At 65.4% G+C, this 18,418-nt stretch carries 20 protein-coding genes; 10 read left to right on the forward strand and 10 right to left on the reverse strand.

Annotation, left to right across the window (positions count from 1 at the left end; all coding sequences use genetic code 11):
• Positions 1-35: 35 nt before the first annotated feature.
• Both AC6H42_RS25905 and AC6H42_RS25910 read left to right on the forward strand, forming a co-directional pair.
• Positions 36-707 carry a hypothetical protein gene (locus tag AC6H42_RS25905; RefSeq protein ID WP_497549284.1) on the forward strand — a complete coding sequence of 224 codons (672 nt, stop codon included), beginning with the start codon at positions 36-38 and terminating at the stop codon, positions 705-707.
• A gap of 18 nt (positions 708-725) precedes the next feature.
• Positions 726-1,436 carry a hypothetical protein gene (locus AC6H42_RS25910; RefSeq protein WP_497549285.1) on the forward strand — a complete coding sequence of 237 codons (711 nt, stop codon included), beginning with the start codon at positions 726-728 and terminating at the stop codon, positions 1,434-1,436.
• 58 nt (positions 1,437-1,494) lie between these two features.
• On the opposite strand, the gene AC6H42_RS25915 is transcribed toward AC6H42_RS25910, so the two are convergent.
• Complete coding sequence (locus tag AC6H42_RS25915) at positions 1,495-2,742, reverse strand: MFS transporter (RefSeq protein ID WP_497549286.1); 1,248 nt, start codon at positions 2,740-2,742, stop codon at positions 1,495-1,497.
• A 71-nt stretch (positions 2,743-2,813) separates the two neighbouring features.
• Here AC6H42_RS25915 and AC6H42_RS25920 point away from each other — a divergent pair, with 71 nt between their 5' ends.
• Positions 2,814-3,719 (forward strand): LysR substrate-binding domain-containing protein, encoded by a 906-nt coding sequence (locus tag AC6H42_RS25920; RefSeq protein WP_057153585.1) that lies wholly within the window; start codon positions 2,814-2,816, stop codon positions 3,717-3,719.
• Here AC6H42_RS25920 and AC6H42_RS25925 read toward each other — a convergent pair.
• From AC6H42_RS25925 to AC6H42_RS25945, 5 genes are read right to left on the reverse strand one after another with little or no spacing between them, the layout of a single operon-like run.
• Complete coding sequence (locus AC6H42_RS25925) at positions 3,673-4,689, reverse strand: transporter substrate-binding domain-containing protein (protein WP_497549287.1); 1,017 nt, start codon at positions 4,687-4,689, stop codon at positions 3,673-3,675. The genes AC6H42_RS25920 and AC6H42_RS25925 overlap by 47 nt on opposite strands.
• A gap of 3 nt (positions 4,690-4,692) precedes the next feature.
• The gene (locus AC6H42_RS25930) at positions 4,693-5,565 is read right to left on the reverse strand and encodes a hypothetical protein (RefSeq protein ID WP_057153583.1); all 873 of its coding nucleotides are present in this window, start codon (positions 5,563-5,565) and stop codon (positions 4,693-4,695) included.
• Entirely contained in the window at positions 5,565-6,353 is a 789-nt protein-coding gene (locus AC6H42_RS25935; protein ID WP_497549288.1) for a hypothetical protein, read from the reverse strand. The genes AC6H42_RS25930 and AC6H42_RS25935 overlap by 1 nt, the downstream gene beginning before the upstream one ends.
• Complete coding sequence (locus tag AC6H42_RS25940; RefSeq protein ID WP_497549289.1) at positions 6,353-6,868, reverse strand: hypothetical protein; 516 nt, start codon at positions 6,866-6,868, stop codon at positions 6,353-6,355. The genes AC6H42_RS25935 and AC6H42_RS25940 overlap by 1 nt, the downstream gene beginning before the upstream one ends.
• Before the next feature lie 18 nt (positions 6,869-6,886).
• Positions 6,887-7,180 (reverse strand): DnaJ domain-containing protein, encoded by a 294-nt coding sequence (locus AC6H42_RS25945; RefSeq protein WP_057153580.1) that lies wholly within the window; start codon positions 7,178-7,180, stop codon positions 6,887-6,889.
• A gap of 132 nt (positions 7,181-7,312) precedes the next feature.
• Here AC6H42_RS25945 and AC6H42_RS25950 point away from each other — a divergent pair, with 132 nt between their 5' ends.
• From AC6H42_RS25950 to AC6H42_RS25965, 4 genes are all read left to right on the forward strand, one after another.
• Complete coding sequence (locus tag AC6H42_RS25950; RefSeq protein WP_057153579.1) at positions 7,313-9,085, forward strand: glutamine--tRNA ligase/YqeY domain fusion protein; 1,773 nt, start codon at positions 7,313-7,315, stop codon at positions 9,083-9,085.
• 155 nt (positions 9,086-9,240) lie between these two features.
• Entirely contained in the window at positions 9,241-11,055 is a 1,815-nt protein-coding gene (locus AC6H42_RS25955; RefSeq protein ID WP_082551541.1) for a CHASE domain-containing protein, read from the forward strand.
• A 133-nt stretch (positions 11,056-11,188) separates the two neighbouring features.
• Positions 11,189-11,827 carry a glycine-rich domain-containing protein gene (locus AC6H42_RS25960; protein WP_057153577.1) on the forward strand — a complete coding sequence of 213 codons (639 nt, stop codon included), beginning with the start codon at positions 11,189-11,191 and terminating at the stop codon, positions 11,825-11,827.
• A gap of 232 nt (positions 11,828-12,059) precedes the next feature.
• The gene (locus tag AC6H42_RS25965; protein ID WP_497549290.1) at positions 12,060-12,905 is read left to right on the forward strand and encodes a glycine-rich domain-containing protein; all 846 of its coding nucleotides are present in this window, start codon (positions 12,060-12,062) and stop codon (positions 12,903-12,905) included.
• Between the two features lie 73 nt (positions 12,906-12,978).
• On the opposite strand, the gene AC6H42_RS25970 is transcribed toward AC6H42_RS25965, so the two are convergent.
• The 3 genes from AC6H42_RS25970 to AC6H42_RS25980 all read right to left on the reverse strand — a co-directional run bounded on the left by AC6H42_RS25970 (position 12,979) and on the right by AC6H42_RS25980 (position 14,705).
• Positions 12,979-13,221, reverse strand: coding sequence for a hypothetical protein (locus AC6H42_RS25970; RefSeq protein WP_056403290.1), 243 nt, complete (start codon positions 13,219-13,221; stop codon positions 12,979-12,981).
• A gap of 250 nt (positions 13,222-13,471) precedes the next feature.
• On the reverse strand, positions 13,472-13,732 hold the full coding sequence (locus AC6H42_RS25975) for a hypothetical protein (RefSeq protein ID WP_057153575.1): 261 nt from the start codon (positions 13,730-13,732) through the stop codon (positions 13,472-13,474).
• A gap of 46 nt (positions 13,733-13,778) precedes the next feature.
• Positions 13,779-14,705: an SDR family oxidoreductase gene (locus AC6H42_RS25980; RefSeq protein ID WP_057153574.1), complete on the reverse strand. Its 927-nt coding sequence runs from the start codon at positions 14,703-14,705 to the stop codon at positions 13,779-13,781.
• 12 nt (positions 14,706-14,717) lie between these two features.
• Here AC6H42_RS25980 and AC6H42_RS25985 point away from each other — a divergent pair, with 12 nt between their 5' ends.
• The 3 genes from AC6H42_RS25985 (at position 14,718) to AC6H42_RS25995 (ending at position 17,543) form a co-directional block, all read left to right on the forward strand.
• Positions 14,718-15,740, forward strand: a complete 1,023-nt coding sequence (locus AC6H42_RS25985) for a CDP-6-deoxy-delta-3,4-glucoseen reductase (RefSeq protein ID WP_057153573.1) — start codon at positions 14,718-14,720, stop codon at positions 15,738-15,740.
• Positions 15,741-15,815: 75 nt separating this feature from the next.
• On the forward strand, positions 15,816-17,066 hold the full coding sequence (locus tag AC6H42_RS25990) for an MFS transporter (protein WP_057153572.1): 1,251 nt from the start codon (positions 15,816-15,818) through the stop codon (positions 17,064-17,066).
• Positions 17,067-17,171: 105 nt separating this feature from the next.
• Positions 17,172-17,543, forward strand: coding sequence for an HPF/RaiA family ribosome-associated protein (locus AC6H42_RS25995; RefSeq protein WP_057153571.1), 372 nt, complete (start codon positions 17,172-17,174; stop codon positions 17,541-17,543).
• Positions 17,544-17,593: 50 nt separating this feature from the next.
• Here AC6H42_RS25995 and AC6H42_RS26000 read toward each other — a convergent pair whose 3' ends face one another.
• Positions 17,594-18,382: a helical backbone metal receptor gene (locus AC6H42_RS26000; RefSeq protein WP_497549291.1), complete on the reverse strand. Its 789-nt coding sequence runs from the start codon at positions 18,380-18,382 to the stop codon at positions 17,594-17,596.
• Positions 18,383-18,418: the final 36 nt, after the last annotated feature.

The following is an 18,418-nucleotide window of genomic DNA, read 5'->3' on the forward strand; positions in this document are numbered from 1 at the left end:
GGTAAGCTCGGCGCTGGCCGCGTTACATTTTAAAAATGACAAGATTACCTCGCGACAAGTCCGGCCTGCTGCTGACGGCGGCGCTGCATCTGGCGCTGCTCTGGGCGGCGCTGGCGCGCCCTGCGCCGCACGTCCCCGGTACGCCGGACCAGGACCGGCCAGCGTTGGTGTGGCTGCGCGCACTGCCTGCGCTGCCCACCCTGCCCGCCGCCTTGCCGCCGGCCGAGGCGCCGCCCAGGCAGCCCGCTGCCGCGCCGCGCGGCCATGCGGCAGGCGCCGAATCCGCCCCCGCCGCCATCGTGTCCGCCACGCCTGCCGCCGGTAGCGCGACGCCAGCGCTCCAGGCCGAGGCTGCCGCCCCGCGTGCCGCCGCACTTGCCGCTGAAGCTGCGCCCGCAGCCGACGAGCTGCTGCGCATGGCGCGCCAGCAGGCCGGCAGCATCGACAAGCAACTGCGCAACGGCCAGCCCCTCCCGCTGCGCGCGGACAGCCTGCGCCAGGAGAAGCTGGATCAAACCTTCGACAAGGCCAGCATCGCCTCCCGCAAGTGGTACCACGCGCCGCAAATCCGCGAACTGGCCGTGCCCATGACCAGCATGGGTGGCGACCGCGTGTATGAAGTGAAGAACGCCGGCGGCCGCTACTGCGTCTACCATCCGGCGGACGGGTCGCCATACCGCATCAAGGAATGCCCGCGTGAAAAATAGCAGCGTGGCGCACGCCGCATGACGCGCTCCCGCCCCGCCCTGCTGCTGACCACGCTTTTGCACGTGGCGCTGCTGGCCGCCCTGCTCGCGCGCCAGCATGCCGTCAGTCCGGTACGCAGCGCGGACCGTGAGGCCATCACGTGGATACTGCCCGCCGCGCCCAAGGCCAGGCATGTCCCCGGCACCGTGCCGGCGCATGCGGCAAGCAGCCGGGCGCCGGGCGCCATCGCCGTGCCGCTCCGGCCAGTGCCAGCCAGCGCTGCCGCCAGCAGCGAGGCAAGCACGGCGGCGCAGCCGGTCACCGTCACGGCCGACACCGTGCCGGCGGCCTTGCCGTCCGCCCCGGCTGCGGGCAGCGAACCGGTTATCGGCGACCTGTCGGCTCAGCCGGCAGCGCCGCCCATGCCCGCAGCCGAATTGCTGCGGCTGACCTTGTACAACGCGGGGAAAGTGGACAACGAACTGCGCCAGGGCAAGCTGGCGCCGCTGCCGCCTGCCAAGGATACGATAAGAGGGAAAATCGACGCCGCCTTCGAGGCCGCGCACCAGGCCGTCAAGCCGAAGTGGTACGAGGCGGCCAAGGTGTCGGAGATTTCGGCGCCCGGCGCGCGCACCCGTGTCTACCAGATCCGCACTGCGCAGGGCACTTATTGCATCAGCATGGCAGACCCCAGCAGCGGTGGGGGCGTGGGCGGCAACAGCGGGCCGCGCTACAGCAACTGCCCCTGACGGCGCCGGCCTGCCCCCGGCCGCCATCTGCAGCCATCAAGCCGCCTTCAAGCCGCCATCAGGCCGCCGCCAGCTGGGCCGGTCCTGCGGGCGCGGCCGGCGCCAAATTGCGCAGGCGCAGGGCGATCAGCAAGGCCCCCGCCAGGGCGCTGCCCAGCAGGCCGATCACGCCGGCCCAGCCCGCCAGGCCCCAGGCGACACCCGCCAGCCAGCCGATCACGGCCGAGCCGAGGTAGTAGAAGAACAGATACAGCGCCGAGGCCATCGCTGAGGCCGACTGCGCGCGGCGCCCCACCCAGCTGCTGGTCACCGAATGCGAGGCGAAAAAGCAGAAGGTGAACAGCGCCAGGCCCGCGAACATCAGCACCAGCTGGCCGCTCAGCGTGGCCAGCATGCCGCCCAGCATGGCCAGCAGCAGCCACCACAGCACCCGGCGGCGGCCCAGCTTGTCGGCCAGGCGGCCGGCCCACACCGAGCTGAACATGCCCAACAGGTAGAACAGGGAAATTGCCCCGACCACGCTCTGGCGCAGGCCGAACGGCTCGCCCAGCAGGCGGAAGCCGATGAAGTTGTAGGCGCTGACCATGCAGCCCATCAGCAGGAAACCCATGCCGAACAGCCAAGACATGCCGTCGTCGGTGAACTGGCGGCGCAGGCCGTTGCCCAGCTCGGCCAGGCCGCCCTCGGCGGGGCGGAAGTTGCGCGAGCGCGGCAGGCTGCGGTAGAACTCGGCCGCCGCCAGCAGGCCGGCCACCCCCATGGCCGCCATCGCCACGCGCCAGGAAAAGAAGTCGCTCATCACCGACACCAGGATGCGCCCGGCCATGCCGCCAAAGGCGTTGCCGCCAATGAGCAAGCCCATCGACAGGCCCAGCGAGCCGGGTTCGATTTCCTCGCTCAGGTACGTCATGGCCACGGCCGGCATGCCGCCCAGCGCGAAGCCGAGCAGCGCGCGCATGACCAGGAACTGGCCATAGTTCTGCGCCACCGCGCACAACACCGTCATCAGCGCGGCGATGGTGAGCGCCGCGCCCATCAGCGGCTTGCGGCCGATGCGGTCGGACAGCAGGCTCGACAGCAGAAGCGACACCGCCAGCGCGGCGGTCGAGACCGACAAGGCCAGGCTGCTTTGCGCCGCTGTCAGCGCGAACTCGCGCCCCAGCAGGGGCATCAGCGGCTGCACGCTGTACAGCAGGGCGAAACAGGAGAAGCCGCTGAAGAACAGCGCGCGGTTGGTGCGTTTAAACGTGGGAGAGCCTGCTGCGATGCCCATGATGATGGCCTGGCTGATGAATGATGGCATCATCTTAGGATTGCGCTGTATTACTGTCCAATATATATTTAAGACGTTAGTAATACTTAAAACAGATAACAATCATGGAATTACGCCACCTGCGCTACTTCATCGCCGTCGCCGAAGAGCTGAGTTTTACGCGTGCGGCCGAGCGGCTGCACATCGGCCAGCCACCGCTGAGCCAGCAGATCCAGGCCCTGGAAGCCGAGGTGGGCGCGCAGCTGCTGGAGCGCTCCAAGCGCTGGGTGCGGCTGACAGAGGCCGGAAAATTGTTCCTGGATGACGCGCGCCGCGTGCTGGCGCTGTCCGAGCAAGCCAAGCTGACGGCGCGCCGGGCCCAGCGCGGCGAGGCGGGCGAGCTGCGCATCGGCTTCACCTTCTCCACGCCCTTCACGCCGCTGTTCGCCACTGTCATCAACCGCTACCGGGCGCGTTACCCGGACGTGCTGCTGACCCTGCGCGAACTGGCCACGCTGCCGCAGATTGCCATGCTGGAAAACCGCGAACTGGACCTGGGTTTCGTGCGTCCGCCGGAAACGGCGCTGCCGGACGCGGTCAGCCTCACGGTGCTGCGGCACGACCCGCTGATCGCCGTGTTGCCGGAGGGCTCGCCGCTGGCGCTCAAGGAGAAGGTGGCGATCCGCGACCTGCAGGGCCAGCCGTTCATCATGTACCCGAAAACGGCCGGCACCGGCATTTACCCGCAGATTCACCGGCTGTGCAAGGAGGCGGGATTCACGCCGGACATCGCGATGGAAGCGGGCGAAGCCTCCACCATGATCGGACTGGTGGCGGCCGGCTGCGGCATCACGGTGCTGCCGGGTTCATTCGACAGCATCCACATGGAAGGGGCCTGCTACCGGCCGCTGGCCGGCCCGGACGCCAGCACCGTGCTCTCGCTGGCACAGCGCAAGGACGCGCACGGCGCGCTGGTGCAGGGCTTCATTGCACTGGCGCGGGCCGCTGCCGAGGAGGCCGAACCTCGTTAGCGGCCTCGCTGCGGACGCGCTCCGGCACAAACCACAGGCTTTTGTCGGCCAGCGGGGTTTCCGGCGGAAGTTCGGGATTGGCCAGCTCGATCACGTGCCGCTGCGCCAGCCTGGCGCGCTCGATGGCGCTGTCGTTCAGCTCGCGGAACAGCTTGTCGAAGGAGCCGTCCTGCATCGCGCTGCGCAAGCCCTGCTCGATCGCGGCGGCCAGTGCGTGGTTGTTGTTGTTGACGAAGAAATAGACCGCCGACTGCATGTGCAGCACGAAGCCCGGCGCGGCCACGATGCCGCGGGCGGCGAACTGGTCGGACTCGCGCACCGCTTCGCCCAGCGCGCGCGGGAAATAGTCGAAGCGGCCGGCGGCCAGCATGGCGTGCAGGCTTTCGCTGCTGTTGCCGGTCACCACCGGCAATCCGTTGGCGCGCCAGATCTGGCCCTCTGCCCAGCCGTAGCCCTGTCCCGCCGTGAAGTCGGCCAAGTCGTCCAGCCGGCGCACGGCGGAGAAACGGGCGCTGTGCTGCTGCATGATCAGGGCGAGGCGCCAGCCGGACAATCCCTTGTCCAGCGGTATGCGCACCGGCCGCATCTGCCGCTCGCGCTCGCGCGTGGTCACCGCCCACAGCACGTCGAGATTGCGCCCGAGCATGACTTCCTGCACCGAGCGGCCGCGCTCCATCCGGCCGCCCCACTGCTCCAGCGCATAGGCGCCGGGCGCCTTGTCGAGCGCCAGTGCCAGCATGCGCAACAGGCTGGCGTCGAAGTTGTTCTGCGGGGTCTGGTGGCGCACGGTTTGCACCGCTGGGGCGGGCGCGGCAGGGACGGGAGCTGCCTGCGCGGGCGTGGCCGCGGGCGCCAGCGCCAGCATCACGGCAAGCAACCGCGCCAGGGCCAGCGCGCTTGCCTGCGCCCGCGTCCGCCTAGCCACCGCAGGACGGCAGCCGGCACTGCGGCGGTGCAGGCGCAAGCTCATGGCCTAGCCGTAGTCGGCTTCGAGTTCGGAGCCGGCGTAATTCTCCAGCTCGGCGAACAGGGTCTTCATGGCGGTGCGGCCCGGGATATGCTGCAGCACCGTGCAATTGCTGCGGTAGACGGCAATGCGGTCCAGCAGCACCGCGTGGTGCTGCACCGGCACCTTGGCCACCAGTGCGGCCCAGCCCGCCTCGAAGTCCGGCTTGGCCTTGCGCACCGCCTTGACGAAGCGTTCGAACTCCTTCTGCCCGGTGCGCGCCACGATGCGCCCGCCGCCTTCCACCGCAAAGATGATGGCCAGTGCGATCACGCCTTCGGCGTTCAGGTCGGTGTCCGTCACCGGGCCGTTGTCGTGGTGGCGGCGCAGCCAGCCCGCCAGGCGTACGATGGCCTGCACTTCCTTGCGCTGCTTGAGCAGCACCTGGTAGCGCTCATGCCCGTTCCAGTTCTGGTTCGGGTCGGCCAGGCAGATATCGACAAACAAGTCGCGCAAGCGCCTTTGGGCATACACCGGGTCCTGGTCGTATTCGCCCACCAGCGAGTCCTCCGGCATGGCGGCCAGGTCCTTGATCAGGCGGAAACCGGCCTGGAAGGCCGCCTCGGCGCCGTTATCGACCAGGAAATCCAGCGCCGCCGCGTCGCTGTCCACGCTCAGCACCTGCTCCAGCCCCAGCGACACGCCGCCCACCGCCAGCTGCAGCGCGCGCGCGATGCCGTCGGCGGTGCGGTCGTTGGTGAATTTCTCGGCCACCATGGCGGTGATGCCGGTCAACTCGTCGGCCAGGATGACCGCCGCGTCCGGGCGGCCGTCGCCCGGCAGCAGCTTGATGGCGCGCACCAGGCGCGGCAGGCTTTCCTTGACTAAAGCCGGCAGCATCAGGAGAAGATCCCCGTGCCGATGGAACGGCGCGTGCTGGCCGCTTTCGGTGCGCTGCGGGTGCTCGGCACTTGCTTGCGCAGGCGGTACAGCAGTTCCTTGGTGCTGCGCTGCAGGAACTTCGGCTCGTCGTCCGGGTCATCGCTGAACTCGGCGTCGGCCAGGTCGGCGCTGTGGCGGAAGTCCGGGAACAGCTCGAACAGCGCGCGGTCCCAGCCGTCTTCGCTGGCTTGCGCCAGCGCCACGGCCAGCGGCACCACGTCATTGTCGGCCGAGGTCAGGCCGCTCACGTAGGGACCTTTCGAGATAATCTCGCCGGCCACTTCCAGGATTTCCTTGGGCGCCATCGAGAACAGCACGGCGAATGCGGTGCAGCCATGGTCGGTGGCCGATGCCGCCTGCAGCAGCTCTTCGCGGCGCGCTTCGTCCTCGGTGGAGAACACCACACCGTGGATGTGGGCGAACAGCTGCTCGGCCAGGCGCTCCGGGTCGTCTTCGATCAGGTCGTCGGGAAAGGTGGCGGCGAAGAAGGCCAGGCTGTCGGCCCAGGCCTTGGGCGGCACCAGCAGGGTTGCCAGCGACATCTTGCCACCGTCGAAGCCGGCCAGGTGCAGCGCGGTCACTTGCGGCGGGATGGCGTTGAGCACCTCGGTCACCGCGTAGTCGCCGAACTGGTCGGCCGCTTCGGCAAAGGCTTGCTCGGCGTGGCCCAGCGAGCCGGCCAGCACCAGTTCGGTCACCTGCTTGCTCAGCGCGGGCAGGTTGCTGTTGGATGCGTTGTCAGTCATCAGCGGTCTCCTTCCTGGTCGAACATCTGGGCGAAGTCGTCGGTGGCTTCGCCTGCTTCGTCGTAATCGTCCTGGTCGTCGCCGTCATCGCCGGCCGCCAGCTGCTCGAGCGAGGTATCGTCGTCGTCCCACAGGCGCGGGTGCTTGTGCAGGCAGGCCGTGATAATGGCCTGGCGGCCGATGTCCGGGAAATTCTGTTCGATGGCGGCCAGCATCCTGGCCGGTTCGCCGTCGGCGGCCGACACCAGCGCGAACACGCGCGCCGGGTCGCCCTCTTCATAGTCCTGCGCTTCGGCCAGCAGCGCTTTCGGGTTGTCGAACTTGATCACGTCCACCAGCGCGAACGCCATCATGTTGACGTCCTCGATGCCGCCGCCGCCGGCGTACTCCGACATCAGCGCGTTCAGCATCATCTTGTAGTTCTTGTGGTCGGGCGGGTCGCCCAGGATGCCTTCGATCTGGCCTTCCAGCTCACGCGACTGGTAGGCGAATTCGGGATGTACTCTTCTGCTCATGTTGTTCTCTTTTCTAGACTACGCTGCCGGCAGGTTCACGCCGTGCAGGCCGAACACGGAACGCCATAGCTGGTAAGCTTCGGCTTCCGGGTCGATAATGATGCGGTGGTTCACGCTTTGGTTGTATTCCTCGCGCTTGACCGGGTCCGACAGGATTTCGTAGGCCTTGGTGATGGCCTTGAAGCGCACTTCGGCCCCGGGGGCGGGATTGCGGTCCGGGTGGTAGCGCATGGCCAGCGACCGGTAAACCTTCTTGATTTCCTCGTCAGAGGCGTTAGGCGCCACACCCAGCACGTTATATAAATTTTCCATTTGGGAAACTCCGTAGGGTTGTATGCCGTGATGCAAAGACGAATTATCCTATAGAAAAGCATCCGCCGTCCCGCCGGGCCGCTTCGGTACGGTAAAATGCCTGGAATTAGCCCCCTTTTCCCTGCCGCTTACATGAGCAACGACAAAAAAAATACCGCCCCTGCCGCACCGGCATTGCCGTCCAACTTCCTGCGCGCCATCATCGAAGCCGACCTGGCTTCCGGCGCGCACGCCCGTGACGGCCTGCCGGGCGTCATCACGCGCTTCCCGCCGGAGCCGAACGGCTACCTGCACGTCGGCCACGCCAAATCGATCTGCCTGAATTTCGGCCTGGCGCGCGACTACAACGGCCGCTGCCACCTGCGCTTCGACGACACCAATCCGGAAAAAGAAGAACAGGAATACGTCGACACCATCAAGGACAGCGTGCAATGGCTGGGCTTCAGCTGGGACTGGCAAGGCCCGTCCGGCGTCGAGCACCATTTGCACCACGCGTCGGACTACTTCGACCAGCTGTATGCCATGGCCGAATACCTGATCGAGCAAGGCTACGCCTACGTGGACAGCCAGAGCGCCGACGACATGGCGGCCAACCGGGGCAATTTCAACACCCCCGGCAAGAACTCGCCGTTCCGCGACCGCCCGCGCGCCGAATCGCTGCAGATGTTCCGCGACATGAAGGCCGGCAAGTACGCGAATGGCGAGCACATCCTGCGCGCCAAGATCAGCGAAGACGCGATGTCCTCGCCGAACATGAATATGCGCGATCCGGCGATCTACCGCATCCGCCACGAGCATCACGTGCGCACCGGCGACGCCTGGTGCATCTACCCGATGTACGACTACACGCACCCGATTTCGGACGCGCTGGAAAACATCACCCATTCGGTCTGCACGCTGGAATTCCAGGACCACCGCCCGTTCTACGACTGGCTGCTGGAAACCCTGTCGGCGGGCGGCTTCTTCAAGCTGCCGGTGCCGAAGCAGTATGAATTCTCGCGCCTGAACCTGACCTACGTGATCACTTCCAAGCGCAAGCTGCGCCAGCTGGTGGACGAAAAAGTGGTGACCGGCTGGGACGATCCGCGCATGCCCACCATCGTCGGCCTGCGCCGCCGCGGCTACACGCCGGAAGCGATCCAGCTGTTCTGCGAGCGCATCGGCGTGACCAAGTCGGACGGCTGGATCGACATGAGCACGCTGGAAGGCTGCCTGCGCGAAGACCTGGACCCGAAAGCGCCGCGCGCCACCGCCGTGCTGCGCCCGCTCAAGCTGATCGTGGAAAACTATCCTGACGGCCAAAGCGAAGCCTGCACTTCGCCGGTCCATCCGCACCACCCGGAGATGGGCGTGCGCACCTTCCCCTTCACGCGCGAGCTGTGGATCGAGGAAGAGGACTTCATGGAAGCGCCGAGCAAGGGCTATTTCCGCTACTACCCGCCGATCGGCGACCAGCCCGGCAGCCGCGTGCGCCTGCGCCACGGTTTCGTGACCGAATGCACCGGCTACGACAAGGACGAGAACGGCAAGGTCACCGCCGTGCGCGTGAAGTACTTCGAGGACAGCAAGTCCGGCACCCCGGGTTCCGACACCTACAAGGTCAAGGGCAACATCCACTGGGTCTCGGCGGCCACCGCGCTGGAGGCCGAAGTCCGCCTGTACGACCGCCTGTTCACCGACCCGCAGCCTGACGCCGGCGGCAAGGATTTCCTGGCCGCGCTGAATCCGAACGCCCTGGAAACCGTGACCGCCTACCTGGAGCCGGGCATGAAAGATACCGCGCCCGACCAGCGCTTCCAGTTTGAAAGGCACGGTTATTTCGTCGCCGACCGGGTCGACAGCCAGCCGGGCAAGCCGGTGTTCAACCGCATAGTCACCCTGAAAGACGGTTGGTCCGCCAAATAAATACCAACTGCATACCTGTTTAGAGAACCGCCTCCGGGCGGTTCTTTTTTGCGTGGCGGCGCAACAGATGGCCGAAAATACAATAGAACGTACTTGACGGAATCAATTGGCCGTCTATATATTCAATCAACTTTTTCATGTAGCTGCCTGGGGAAATGCGCGCCTTGATCGCAAGAAAAAAACTGTTCTCCCCGACCCAGCCATTGTGGTGGACAGGACTGCTGCTCTCGCTCGGTGTGGGCGTGGCGCTGCATGCGTTCACCTCCAACTCGCTGCAGGCCGAGGCGAGCGAACGCTTCCGCACTCAGGCACGCAGCAGCCAATTCAACATCGCCACCGGCATCAAAGCCTACACCGACGTGCTGCGCGGCACGGCCAGCTTCTTCCAGTCGGCGGACGCGATCACGCGCGAAAATTTCCACCGCTACGTGCGGGGGCTGGACCTGCCCCGCAATTTTCCCGCCATCGTCAGTATTAATTTCGCTCAACATGTGCCGGCCGGCCAGCGCGCCGCCTTCGAGCAGCACGTGCGCGACAGCGCACGGCCCGGCGTGGACGGCTACCCGGAACTGGTGCTGAAACCCGACGCCGGCCAGGGCGATGCGGCCATCCTGTCGCTGATGGAACCGATGGCCGGCCTGGAGGCGAAATTCGGCGTCGATATCGCGGCACGGCCAGCGGTGGCGGAATCGCTGGCGCTGTCGCGCGACACCGGCATGCTCAGCGCCTCCGGCCTGCCGATCGGCTTCGATACCCTGCCCAACCGCCAGGCGCTGGCCATGCGCCTGCCGGTGTACCGTCCGGACATGCCGGTCAACACCGTATCCGAGCGGCGCGCCGCCTATGTCGGCTCGGTCGGCATAGGCTTCAGCGTGCACCGGCTGGTGTCCGAGGCGCTGGCCGAAATCCCGGTGCGCAACGCGCGCCTGACACTGCAGGACGTGAGCGAAGGCAGCCCGGCCAGCGGCGGCGCGCTGCTGTACGACAGTGCCGACACCGACGGCGCCAGCGCCACAACCGAACGCCTGATCACCTGCGTGCTGCCGATCGACTTCAACGGCCGCCAATGGCAGGCCCGATTCACCGCGCCGATGAGCTCACTGTATTCGCGGGTCGACGTATTCCTGCCCTGGCTGGCGCTGCTGACCGGCTTTGCCGGCACCATGCTGATCTACGCGCTGTTCCATACCTTGTCCTCGTCGCGCCTGCGCGCCATCCGCATGGCCAAGGCCATGACACGCGAACTGCGCGAGAGCCAGGCCAAGCTGCAGCTGTCGCACCACAAGCTGCGCCGCCTGGCCGCGCACGCCGAACAAATCAAGGAAGAGGAGCGCAAGCGCATCGCGCGCGAAATCCACGACGACCTGGGACAAAATCTGCTGGCGCTGCGCATCGAGGCCGATGTGCTGACCACCCGCACCAGCCACCGCCACGCGCGCCTGCACGAGCGCGCGCGCTGCACGCTGGCGCAGATCGACAACACCATCAAGAGCGTGCGCCAGATCATCAATGACTTGCGGCCGAACGTGCTGGACCTGGGCCTGAGCGCGGCGGTGGAATGGCAGATCGGCCAGTTCCGCCAGCGCAGCGGCCTGGTGTGCGAGCTGATCGAACACAACGCCGACATCGACCTGGGCATCGACGACAAGTGCGCCATCGCCTACTTCCGCATCCTGCAGGAATCCCTGAGCAACATCCTGCAGCACGCGCACGCCAGCCTGGTGCGGGTGGAACTGCGGCGCCAGGACGGCGTGCTCAGCATGAGCATCAGCGACAATGGCGTCGGACTGCACGACCGCAGCCGCAACAAGTTCGGCTCCTTCGGCCTGGTCGGTATCGAGGAGCGCGTCAGCATCCTGGGCGGCACCTGCACCATCACCGGCGCGCCCAACGCCGGCACCACCGTGCTGGTCACCGTGCCGGTCAGCCATGGCGCCGCCGCCTTCCCGCACCGTCTCGGAACCGTCTGAACATTCGTCTAGGACATTCCTGTTGCGAATAGGAATTTCCCGAGAAAAGGTTGAGAATTCTCAATAGCAAGCCGGCACAAGTGGTCAGAATCGTTCCTGCAACACCCCTCCACCTTTGAAAAGGAACGACCACATGAATTCGAACGACGACTTCAAGGCTATTGCGGACCTGGACCTGGAACCGATCAAGGTCAAGCTGATGCACGAGCAATCCGGCGAGGGCTGGACGCTGGACCGTGCCAACGCCATCGAGTTTGAATACCGCCGCTTCCTGATCCTGATGAAAAAGTTTCCTCATGAACAGACCGCGCCGCTGGTGGACGTCGATACCTTCTGGCACTACCACATCCTGGACACCATGAAATATGCGGCCGACTGCGACACGGTGTTCGGCTACTTCCTGCATCACTTCCCCTACATCGGCCTGCGCGGGGAGGACGACGTGCAAGCGCACCACCGGGTAGGCGAGCGCATGAAGGAACTGTACGAAACCACTTTTGGCGAAGACTACGCACGCGGCGCGGCCAAGCAGGCGGCCTTCTCGGGCGTGGCCGCGCAGGCTGCATTCTCGGGCGTGGCCGCAAAGACGGCGTTCTCGGGCGCCGCAGCCCAGGCGGCATTTTCCGGCGTGGCCGCTGAAACGGCCTTTTCCGGTGTGGCGGCGCAGGCCGCTTTCTCGGGTGTCGCCGCCCAAACCGCCTACTCCGGCGTGGCCTCGGCGGCAAGCGCCAGGTTCTACACCGAGCGGCCGCGCCTGGCCGCAAGTACTTGATTTACTTGCAGTTTGCTAGTGAAGCGGGGGCCGGCCCGGCCTCCGCTTCCTTGTATAGGAATTGCCGAGCACGATAGAAAATCAGCACTTGCATTCAGCACTGACTTGCATATACTTGGTTCGTTGACCCATATCAACACTCGTTCCCAACTCCGAACGACCATGCGCTCGCCGCCACGGCCCAGACAAACCGCGTACCTCTAACTATGCCACTCAGTAAAGGATGTCACTCATGATTTCTGCTGAAAGCTTCCAAGCCATTGCCGACCTCGATCTGGAGCCCATCAAAGTCAAGCTGATGCACGAAGAATCCGGGGAGGGCTGGTCGCTGCAAAAAGCCAACGCCGTGGAATTCGAATATCGCCGCTTCCTGTACTTGATGAAGACCTTCCCGCAGGAGCAGACCGCGCCGCTGATGGACGTGGACACCTTCTGGCACTACCACATCCTCGACACCATGAAATACGCGGTGGATTGCCAGGCCGTGTTTGGCTACTTCCTGCACCATTTCCCCTACATCGGCCTGCGCGGCGAGGATGACGTGGAAGCGCACCACCGGGTGGGCGAGCGCATGAAGGAACTGTATGAAGCCACGTTCGGCGAAGATTATGTGCGCGCAGACACCGCTTACTCCGGCGCCACCGTGCAGGCGCAAACGGCCTACTCCGGCGCCACCGCCGGCCAGACCGCTTACTCGGGCGCCACGGTAGCGTATTCGGGCGCCACCGCGCAACAGGCGAAAACTGCCTATTCCGGCGCCACCACCGGCAAGACCGCCTACTCCGGCGCCACGGTGGCCTATTCCGGCGCCACGGTGGCCGATTCCGGCGCCACGGTGCAGGCGAAAACCGCCTACTCGGGCGCCACCGCCGGCAAGACCGCCTACTCCGGCGCCACGGTGGCCTACTCGGGCGCCACGGTGCAGGCGAAAACCGCCTATTCGGGTGCGGCCACCGGCAAGACTGCCTACTCCGGCGCCACGCTAGCCTACTCGGGCGCCACCCAACAGCAGCTGCAGCAGGCACCGCAGCCCGCGGCAATGTACACGGTCCGCCCGCGCATCACGCCTGAAGCGTAACAACCGGAACGCAAATAAAAATGGCCCCCTCCTGGCAACAGGCGGGGGCCATTGTTTTTTGCATGCCGTGTTATCAGGCTGCCATCATTTCGCGCAGTTCGCGAATGCTGAAGTCGCTGATCTCATGCATGCGGATCAGGATGGTGGCGCCGATCGGCAGGGTATTGTGGCGGATCTTGCTGATCACGGGTGGAGCCACCTCAAGCGCGCGCGACAGGGCCGCATCGTTCTTGAGTTGCAATTTTTCAATAATTGCGTCGAGGACTCGGTTCGGATTGTAAGTTGCCGAAGCAGTAATTTCTTTAAGAGACGTCATCGGATTCGTTCAGGTTCGGGTCGTCTTCTTGGAAAAAAAACGACACATTGACAAAATATTTACCGGAAAAGTACAAGAATGACACTAGCGTACATAGGGCATTTGCTATGTTTTATAGCATCTAAGCCGTATGATACACGTTTTAATTGCCCAAAGGCCAATCTCACACGAAAAAAGTGAGAATTAGATAGATTTCCCTGCTGCATGATGTGCTAGGAAATGTTAAAACGCGTTTCCGGTAAAGACATAGTTAATGTGCAACGCTGTAGCCGGCGGCCAGGAACAGCCATTCCATGGTCAACAGGGCGCTGAGCTGGGCCAGGTTGCCGGGGAGGACGAAGGTGAACTGCGGAGAGGGGAAAACAAGGCAAGGCCGGCCATTGTCGCATTGCCAACACCAGCCCAGCTGCCGGCGGATTTCATCCGGCGCCGGCGGGGGCAACTGCGTCCGGCAACGCTGCATCATATAAGCGCGAACTTGTTCCTTGCTGGGCTGCGGGATGGCATGCATGGCGTCTCCTGCCAAAAACTTATCTATTTATTATGTCCCTTTTTTCTTACGCTTGCCTTTCACTTGCGCCAGTTGTGCGCAGCTGTTGTAGACAATCCACAACGCGCGCATAGCGCAAACGAACGCCCAGCTCGCTTTTCAGGCGCGTGTTGCGCATGCGGCGCGATTCGGACATGAACGACAGCAAAGCCGGCGTGACCGCCGCAGCCAGTTCGGCGCGCGGCAGGCGTGGCGGGCGCGGCAGCCTGAACGCATCCGCCACCGCATCGAAGTACTCGGCCATTTTCATGTCGCTGTCGTCCACAGCGTGGTAGACCCGGTTGGCCCTACCCTTGAACAGCGCGCGCGCAATGATGCGGGCCAGGTCGTCGGCGTGGATATGGTTGGTGTAGACGTCGTCCTGTTGCAGCAGCGCGGGCGTGCCCAGCTCCAGCCGCTTGAGCGGCAGCCGGTCGGACGCATAGATGCCGGGCACGCGCAGAATGGACAGCCGGCCGCCGCCGCGCACAGCCCAGCGCCGCAGCACCTGTTCCGCGTCGACGCGGCGCCGGGCGCGCGGATTGTGCGGCGCCACCGGCCGGCTTTCATCGAACCACGCGCCGCCGCAATCCCCGTAAACGCCGGTGGTGCTAATGTAAACCACGCGCGCGGCGTCGGGTAAAATGGCGGCCACATGGCGGGTGCGCCGGTCCAGCATGCCTTCGGCGGGCGGCGGCGCCAGGTGCACCACATACTGCGCCAGCCCCTTCAGGCGGCGCAAACTGGCCGGATCGTCCAGGTTCGCCACCAGCGGCACGGCGCCGGCGGCGCGCAGTTCGGCGCGGCGCTCCGGCTGGCTGGTGACGGCGAACACGCGGAATTGCGCGCGCAGCAGCGGCAGCAGCCGCATGCCGACGTCGCCGCAGCCCAGCACCAGCAAGCGCGGGCGGGAGAGTTTTTTAGTGTGCAAGATATTAGTTTCCAAGATATTCATTTGAAGGATTGTATGACTTTCCAGATTACTGTTCAGCCCAGCGGCCACCAATTCTCCTGCGACGAGGACGAAACCGTCCTGGCGGCGGCCATGCGCGCCGGCGTCGGGCTGCCGTACGGCTGCAAGAACGGCGCCTGCAGCTCGTGCAAGGGCAAGGTCGTTTCCGGCAGCGTAACGCATAAGCCGCACCAGGCCCGCGCGCTGACGCCGGAAGAGGAAGCGGCCGGCATGTCGCTGTTCTGCTGCGCCATGCCGCACGCCGATCTGGTGATCGAGGCGCGCGAAGTGGCCGGCAGCGGCGACTTCCCGATCAAGAAAATGCCGTCGCGCGTGTCCGCCATCGAGAAAGCGGCGCCGGACGTGGTGGTGATTTCGCTGCAGCTGCCGGCCAATGAAACGCTGCAGTACCGCGCCGGCCAGTACATCGAATTCCTGCTGCGCGACGGCAAGCGCCGCAGCTACAGCATCGCCACCGCGCCGGACAACGGCCCGCTCACGCTGCACATCCGCCACATGCCGGGCGGCCTGTTTACCGACCAGGTGTTCTCCACCATGAAGGAACGCGACATCCTGCGCTTCGAAGGCCCGCTGGGCACCTTCTTCGTGCGCGACGACAGCGACAAGCCAATGGTGCTGCTGGCTTCGGGCACCGGCTTCGCGCCGATCAAGGCCATCGTCGAGCACCTGGTGCACACCGGCTCCACGCGCGCCATGACCTTGTACTGGGGCGGCCGCCGCCCGCAGGACTTGTACATGGACGCGCTGTGCCGCGAGTGGGCCGCCAAGCTGCCCAATTTCAGCTACGTGCCGGTGGTGTCGAACGCCGAAGCGCAGGACAACTGGAGCGGCCGCACCGGCTTCGTGCACCAGGCCGTGATGGCCGACCTGCCCGACCTGTCCGGCTACCAGGTGTACTCCTGCGGCGCGCCCATCATGGTCGAGAGCGCCAAGCGGGACTTCGTGGCGCAGTGCGGCCTGCCGGACACCGAGTTCTACGCCGACGCCTTCACCAGCGAAGCCGACCTGGCCAAGTAAAGGTCCGGCCCGCCGCAAGCGCAGTTGTCTGACATCAGGCACAATGACGGGCTAAGCCAGCCTGTCATTGTCCCCATGTCCTCTTCCAGCAACGGTTTCGCCGTCCTCAAGCACCGCAATTTCGCTTTTTACCTGTCGGCCCGCGTGCTCGGCACCCTGGCGGTGCAGATGCAGCATGTGGCCATCGGCTGGCACGTCTATGCCCTGACCGGCAACCTGTACGACCTGGGCCTGATCGGCCTGGCGCAGTTCGCCCCCTTCCTGCTGCTGATCCTGCCTGCCGGCCACGTGGCCGACCGCTACAACCGCCGCAACATCATTGCCTTCTGCCTGGCTGCACAGCTGCTGTGCGGCCTGCTGCTGCTGGGCTTTACCTTGACCGGCCTGGGCATCGTCTGGCCGGTGTTCCTGATCCTGACCCTGTTCGGCAGCGCGCGCGCCTTCATGATGCCGGCCACCCAGGCGGTGCTGGTCAACATGGTGCCGCCGGAGGATTTCAGCAAGGCAGTGGCGCTCAGCTCCTCCACCTTCCACATCGCCGTCATCCTCGGCCCCACGCTGGGCGGCCTGCTGTATTTCTACGGCGCCACGACGGTCTTCCTGGCCGCGTCCGCGCTGCTGGTGGTGTCGGTGGCGCTGATGTGCATGACCAAGACCGCGCCGCAGGCCGTGAGCAAGGAACCGGCCAGCTGGCACAGCGTGCTGGAGGGCTTGCGCTTCGTGATGTCGCGCCCGGTCGTGCTGGGCGCCATGTCGCTGGACCTGTTCGCGGTGCTGTTCGGCGGCGCCACCGCGCTGCTGCCGGCGCTGGCTGCGGACGTGCTGCACGTGGGGCCGAGCGGCCTGGGCTTGCTGCGCACCGCGCCCGGCGTGGGCGCCGCGCTGTGCTCGGTGGCGCTGGCCTTCTTCCCCATCACGCGCCGCGTCGGCCTGTGGATGTTCGGCGGCGTGGCGCTGTTCGGCGCCTGCACCGTGCTGCTGGGCTCGACCACCAGTTTCATCCTGGCACTGCTGGCGCTGCTCCTGATGGGCGCCGGCGACATGATCAGCGTCTACGTGCGGCACCTGCTGGTGCAGTACGAAACGCCGGACGAGATCCGCGGCCGCGTCAGCGCCGTCAACTCGGTGTTCATCGGCGCCTCCAACGAGCTGGGCGAGTTCGAATCCGGCGTCACCGCCGGCTGGTTCGGCCTGACGCGCGCGGTGGTGTTCGGCGGCATGGCCACGCTGGCCGTCACCGGGCTGTGGAGCGTGCTGTTCCCGGTGCTGTCGCGCATGGACCGCTTTCCGCACGCCGAGCGCGCAGTGCGGTCGAAGGCAGCTTAAGCAAACGCTAAGCTTCAATAACTGGCAAGCCGCAACAAAAGGAGTAAGATGGAATCGCGTCCCCCCTGAACCGGGTACGCTTTGATGAACAAACGGGAGCAGTGTATGCAAATCAATGTCAACACCGATAAGACCATCGAACGTCATGCTGGCCTGAATGACCATGTCCAAACCGTCGTCACCGCAGCCATCAGCCGCTTTGCCGAACACATCACCCGAGTCGAAGTCCACCTGAGCGACAACAACAGCCAGAAATCGGCTGACGGCGACAATCGTTGCCTTATGGAAGCGCGCATCACCGGCTATCAGCCGATTGCCGTCAGCGACCACGCCGCCACCCTGCACCAGGCCATCAACGGCGCGGCCGACAAGCTGAAGCGCGCCATCGACAGCGCCCTGGGCCGCCTGTACGACAAGCGCAACGTGCCGCTGTCGAAAGCGGTGTCGGAAGCAGCCGACGAAGAAACCACCGAATAAATCCACCATAGGCCGCCGGCCCGCCAGCAGCTAGCCGCCTGTACCAGGCACTAGCGCTGCGCCAGCCGGCGCAGGTAGGCCAGCCCCTGCAACGCGCGGCTGCCATACCAGGACAGCATTTCCCCATCCACCAATTGCACCGGTTTGCCGATCTGGCGTTCCAGCGCGTCCACGTGCGCCTCCGTGAAACGGTAGGGCTCGGACGACAGCAGCACCTGGTCGATCTGCGCCAGCAGCTGCGGCGTCCAGTCGAAACGCGGATAGCGCCCGCTGTCCAATTGCGGCACCTGCCAGCCCATCTCTGCCAGCATGCGCGCGATATAGGTGTCGCTGGAAATACTCATCCAGGGATCTTGCCAGATGCAGTACAGCACGGTCTGCGCGGGCGCCGGGCCGGCTTGCCGCATGGCCTGCAGCGCCGCATACTCGGCCTCGAAGGCGGCGCACCAGGCTTCCGCTTTTGCCTGCGCGCAGAAGATGCCGCCCATCAGGCGCGCCAGCGCCAGGTTGTCGCGCGGCGCCAGCGGATGGGTCACCACCACGTGCGGCACGAATTCGGCCAGCGCGTCGGCGGTGGGCTTTTCGTTTTCGTCAATATTGACTATCACATGGGTCGGCGCCAGCGCGCGGATCTTGCCCAGGTTGACGTCCTTGGTGCCGCCCACCTTGGCAATCGCGCGCACCGTTTCCGCCGGGTGGATGCAGAATCCGGTACGGCCCACCAGCTGTCCGGCCAGTCCCAGCTCGCACAGCAGTTCGGTGATGGAGGGCACCAGCGAAACGATGCGGGCGTCGGGATCGGCGGGATGCGGCTGTCCCAGGGCGTCGGTATACATCATTGCTTTATCGTGTTGTGGTTCGTCGCAGTATTGAAA

The sequence above is a fragment of the Massilia sp. NBRC 108631 genome, assembly GCF_059704565.1.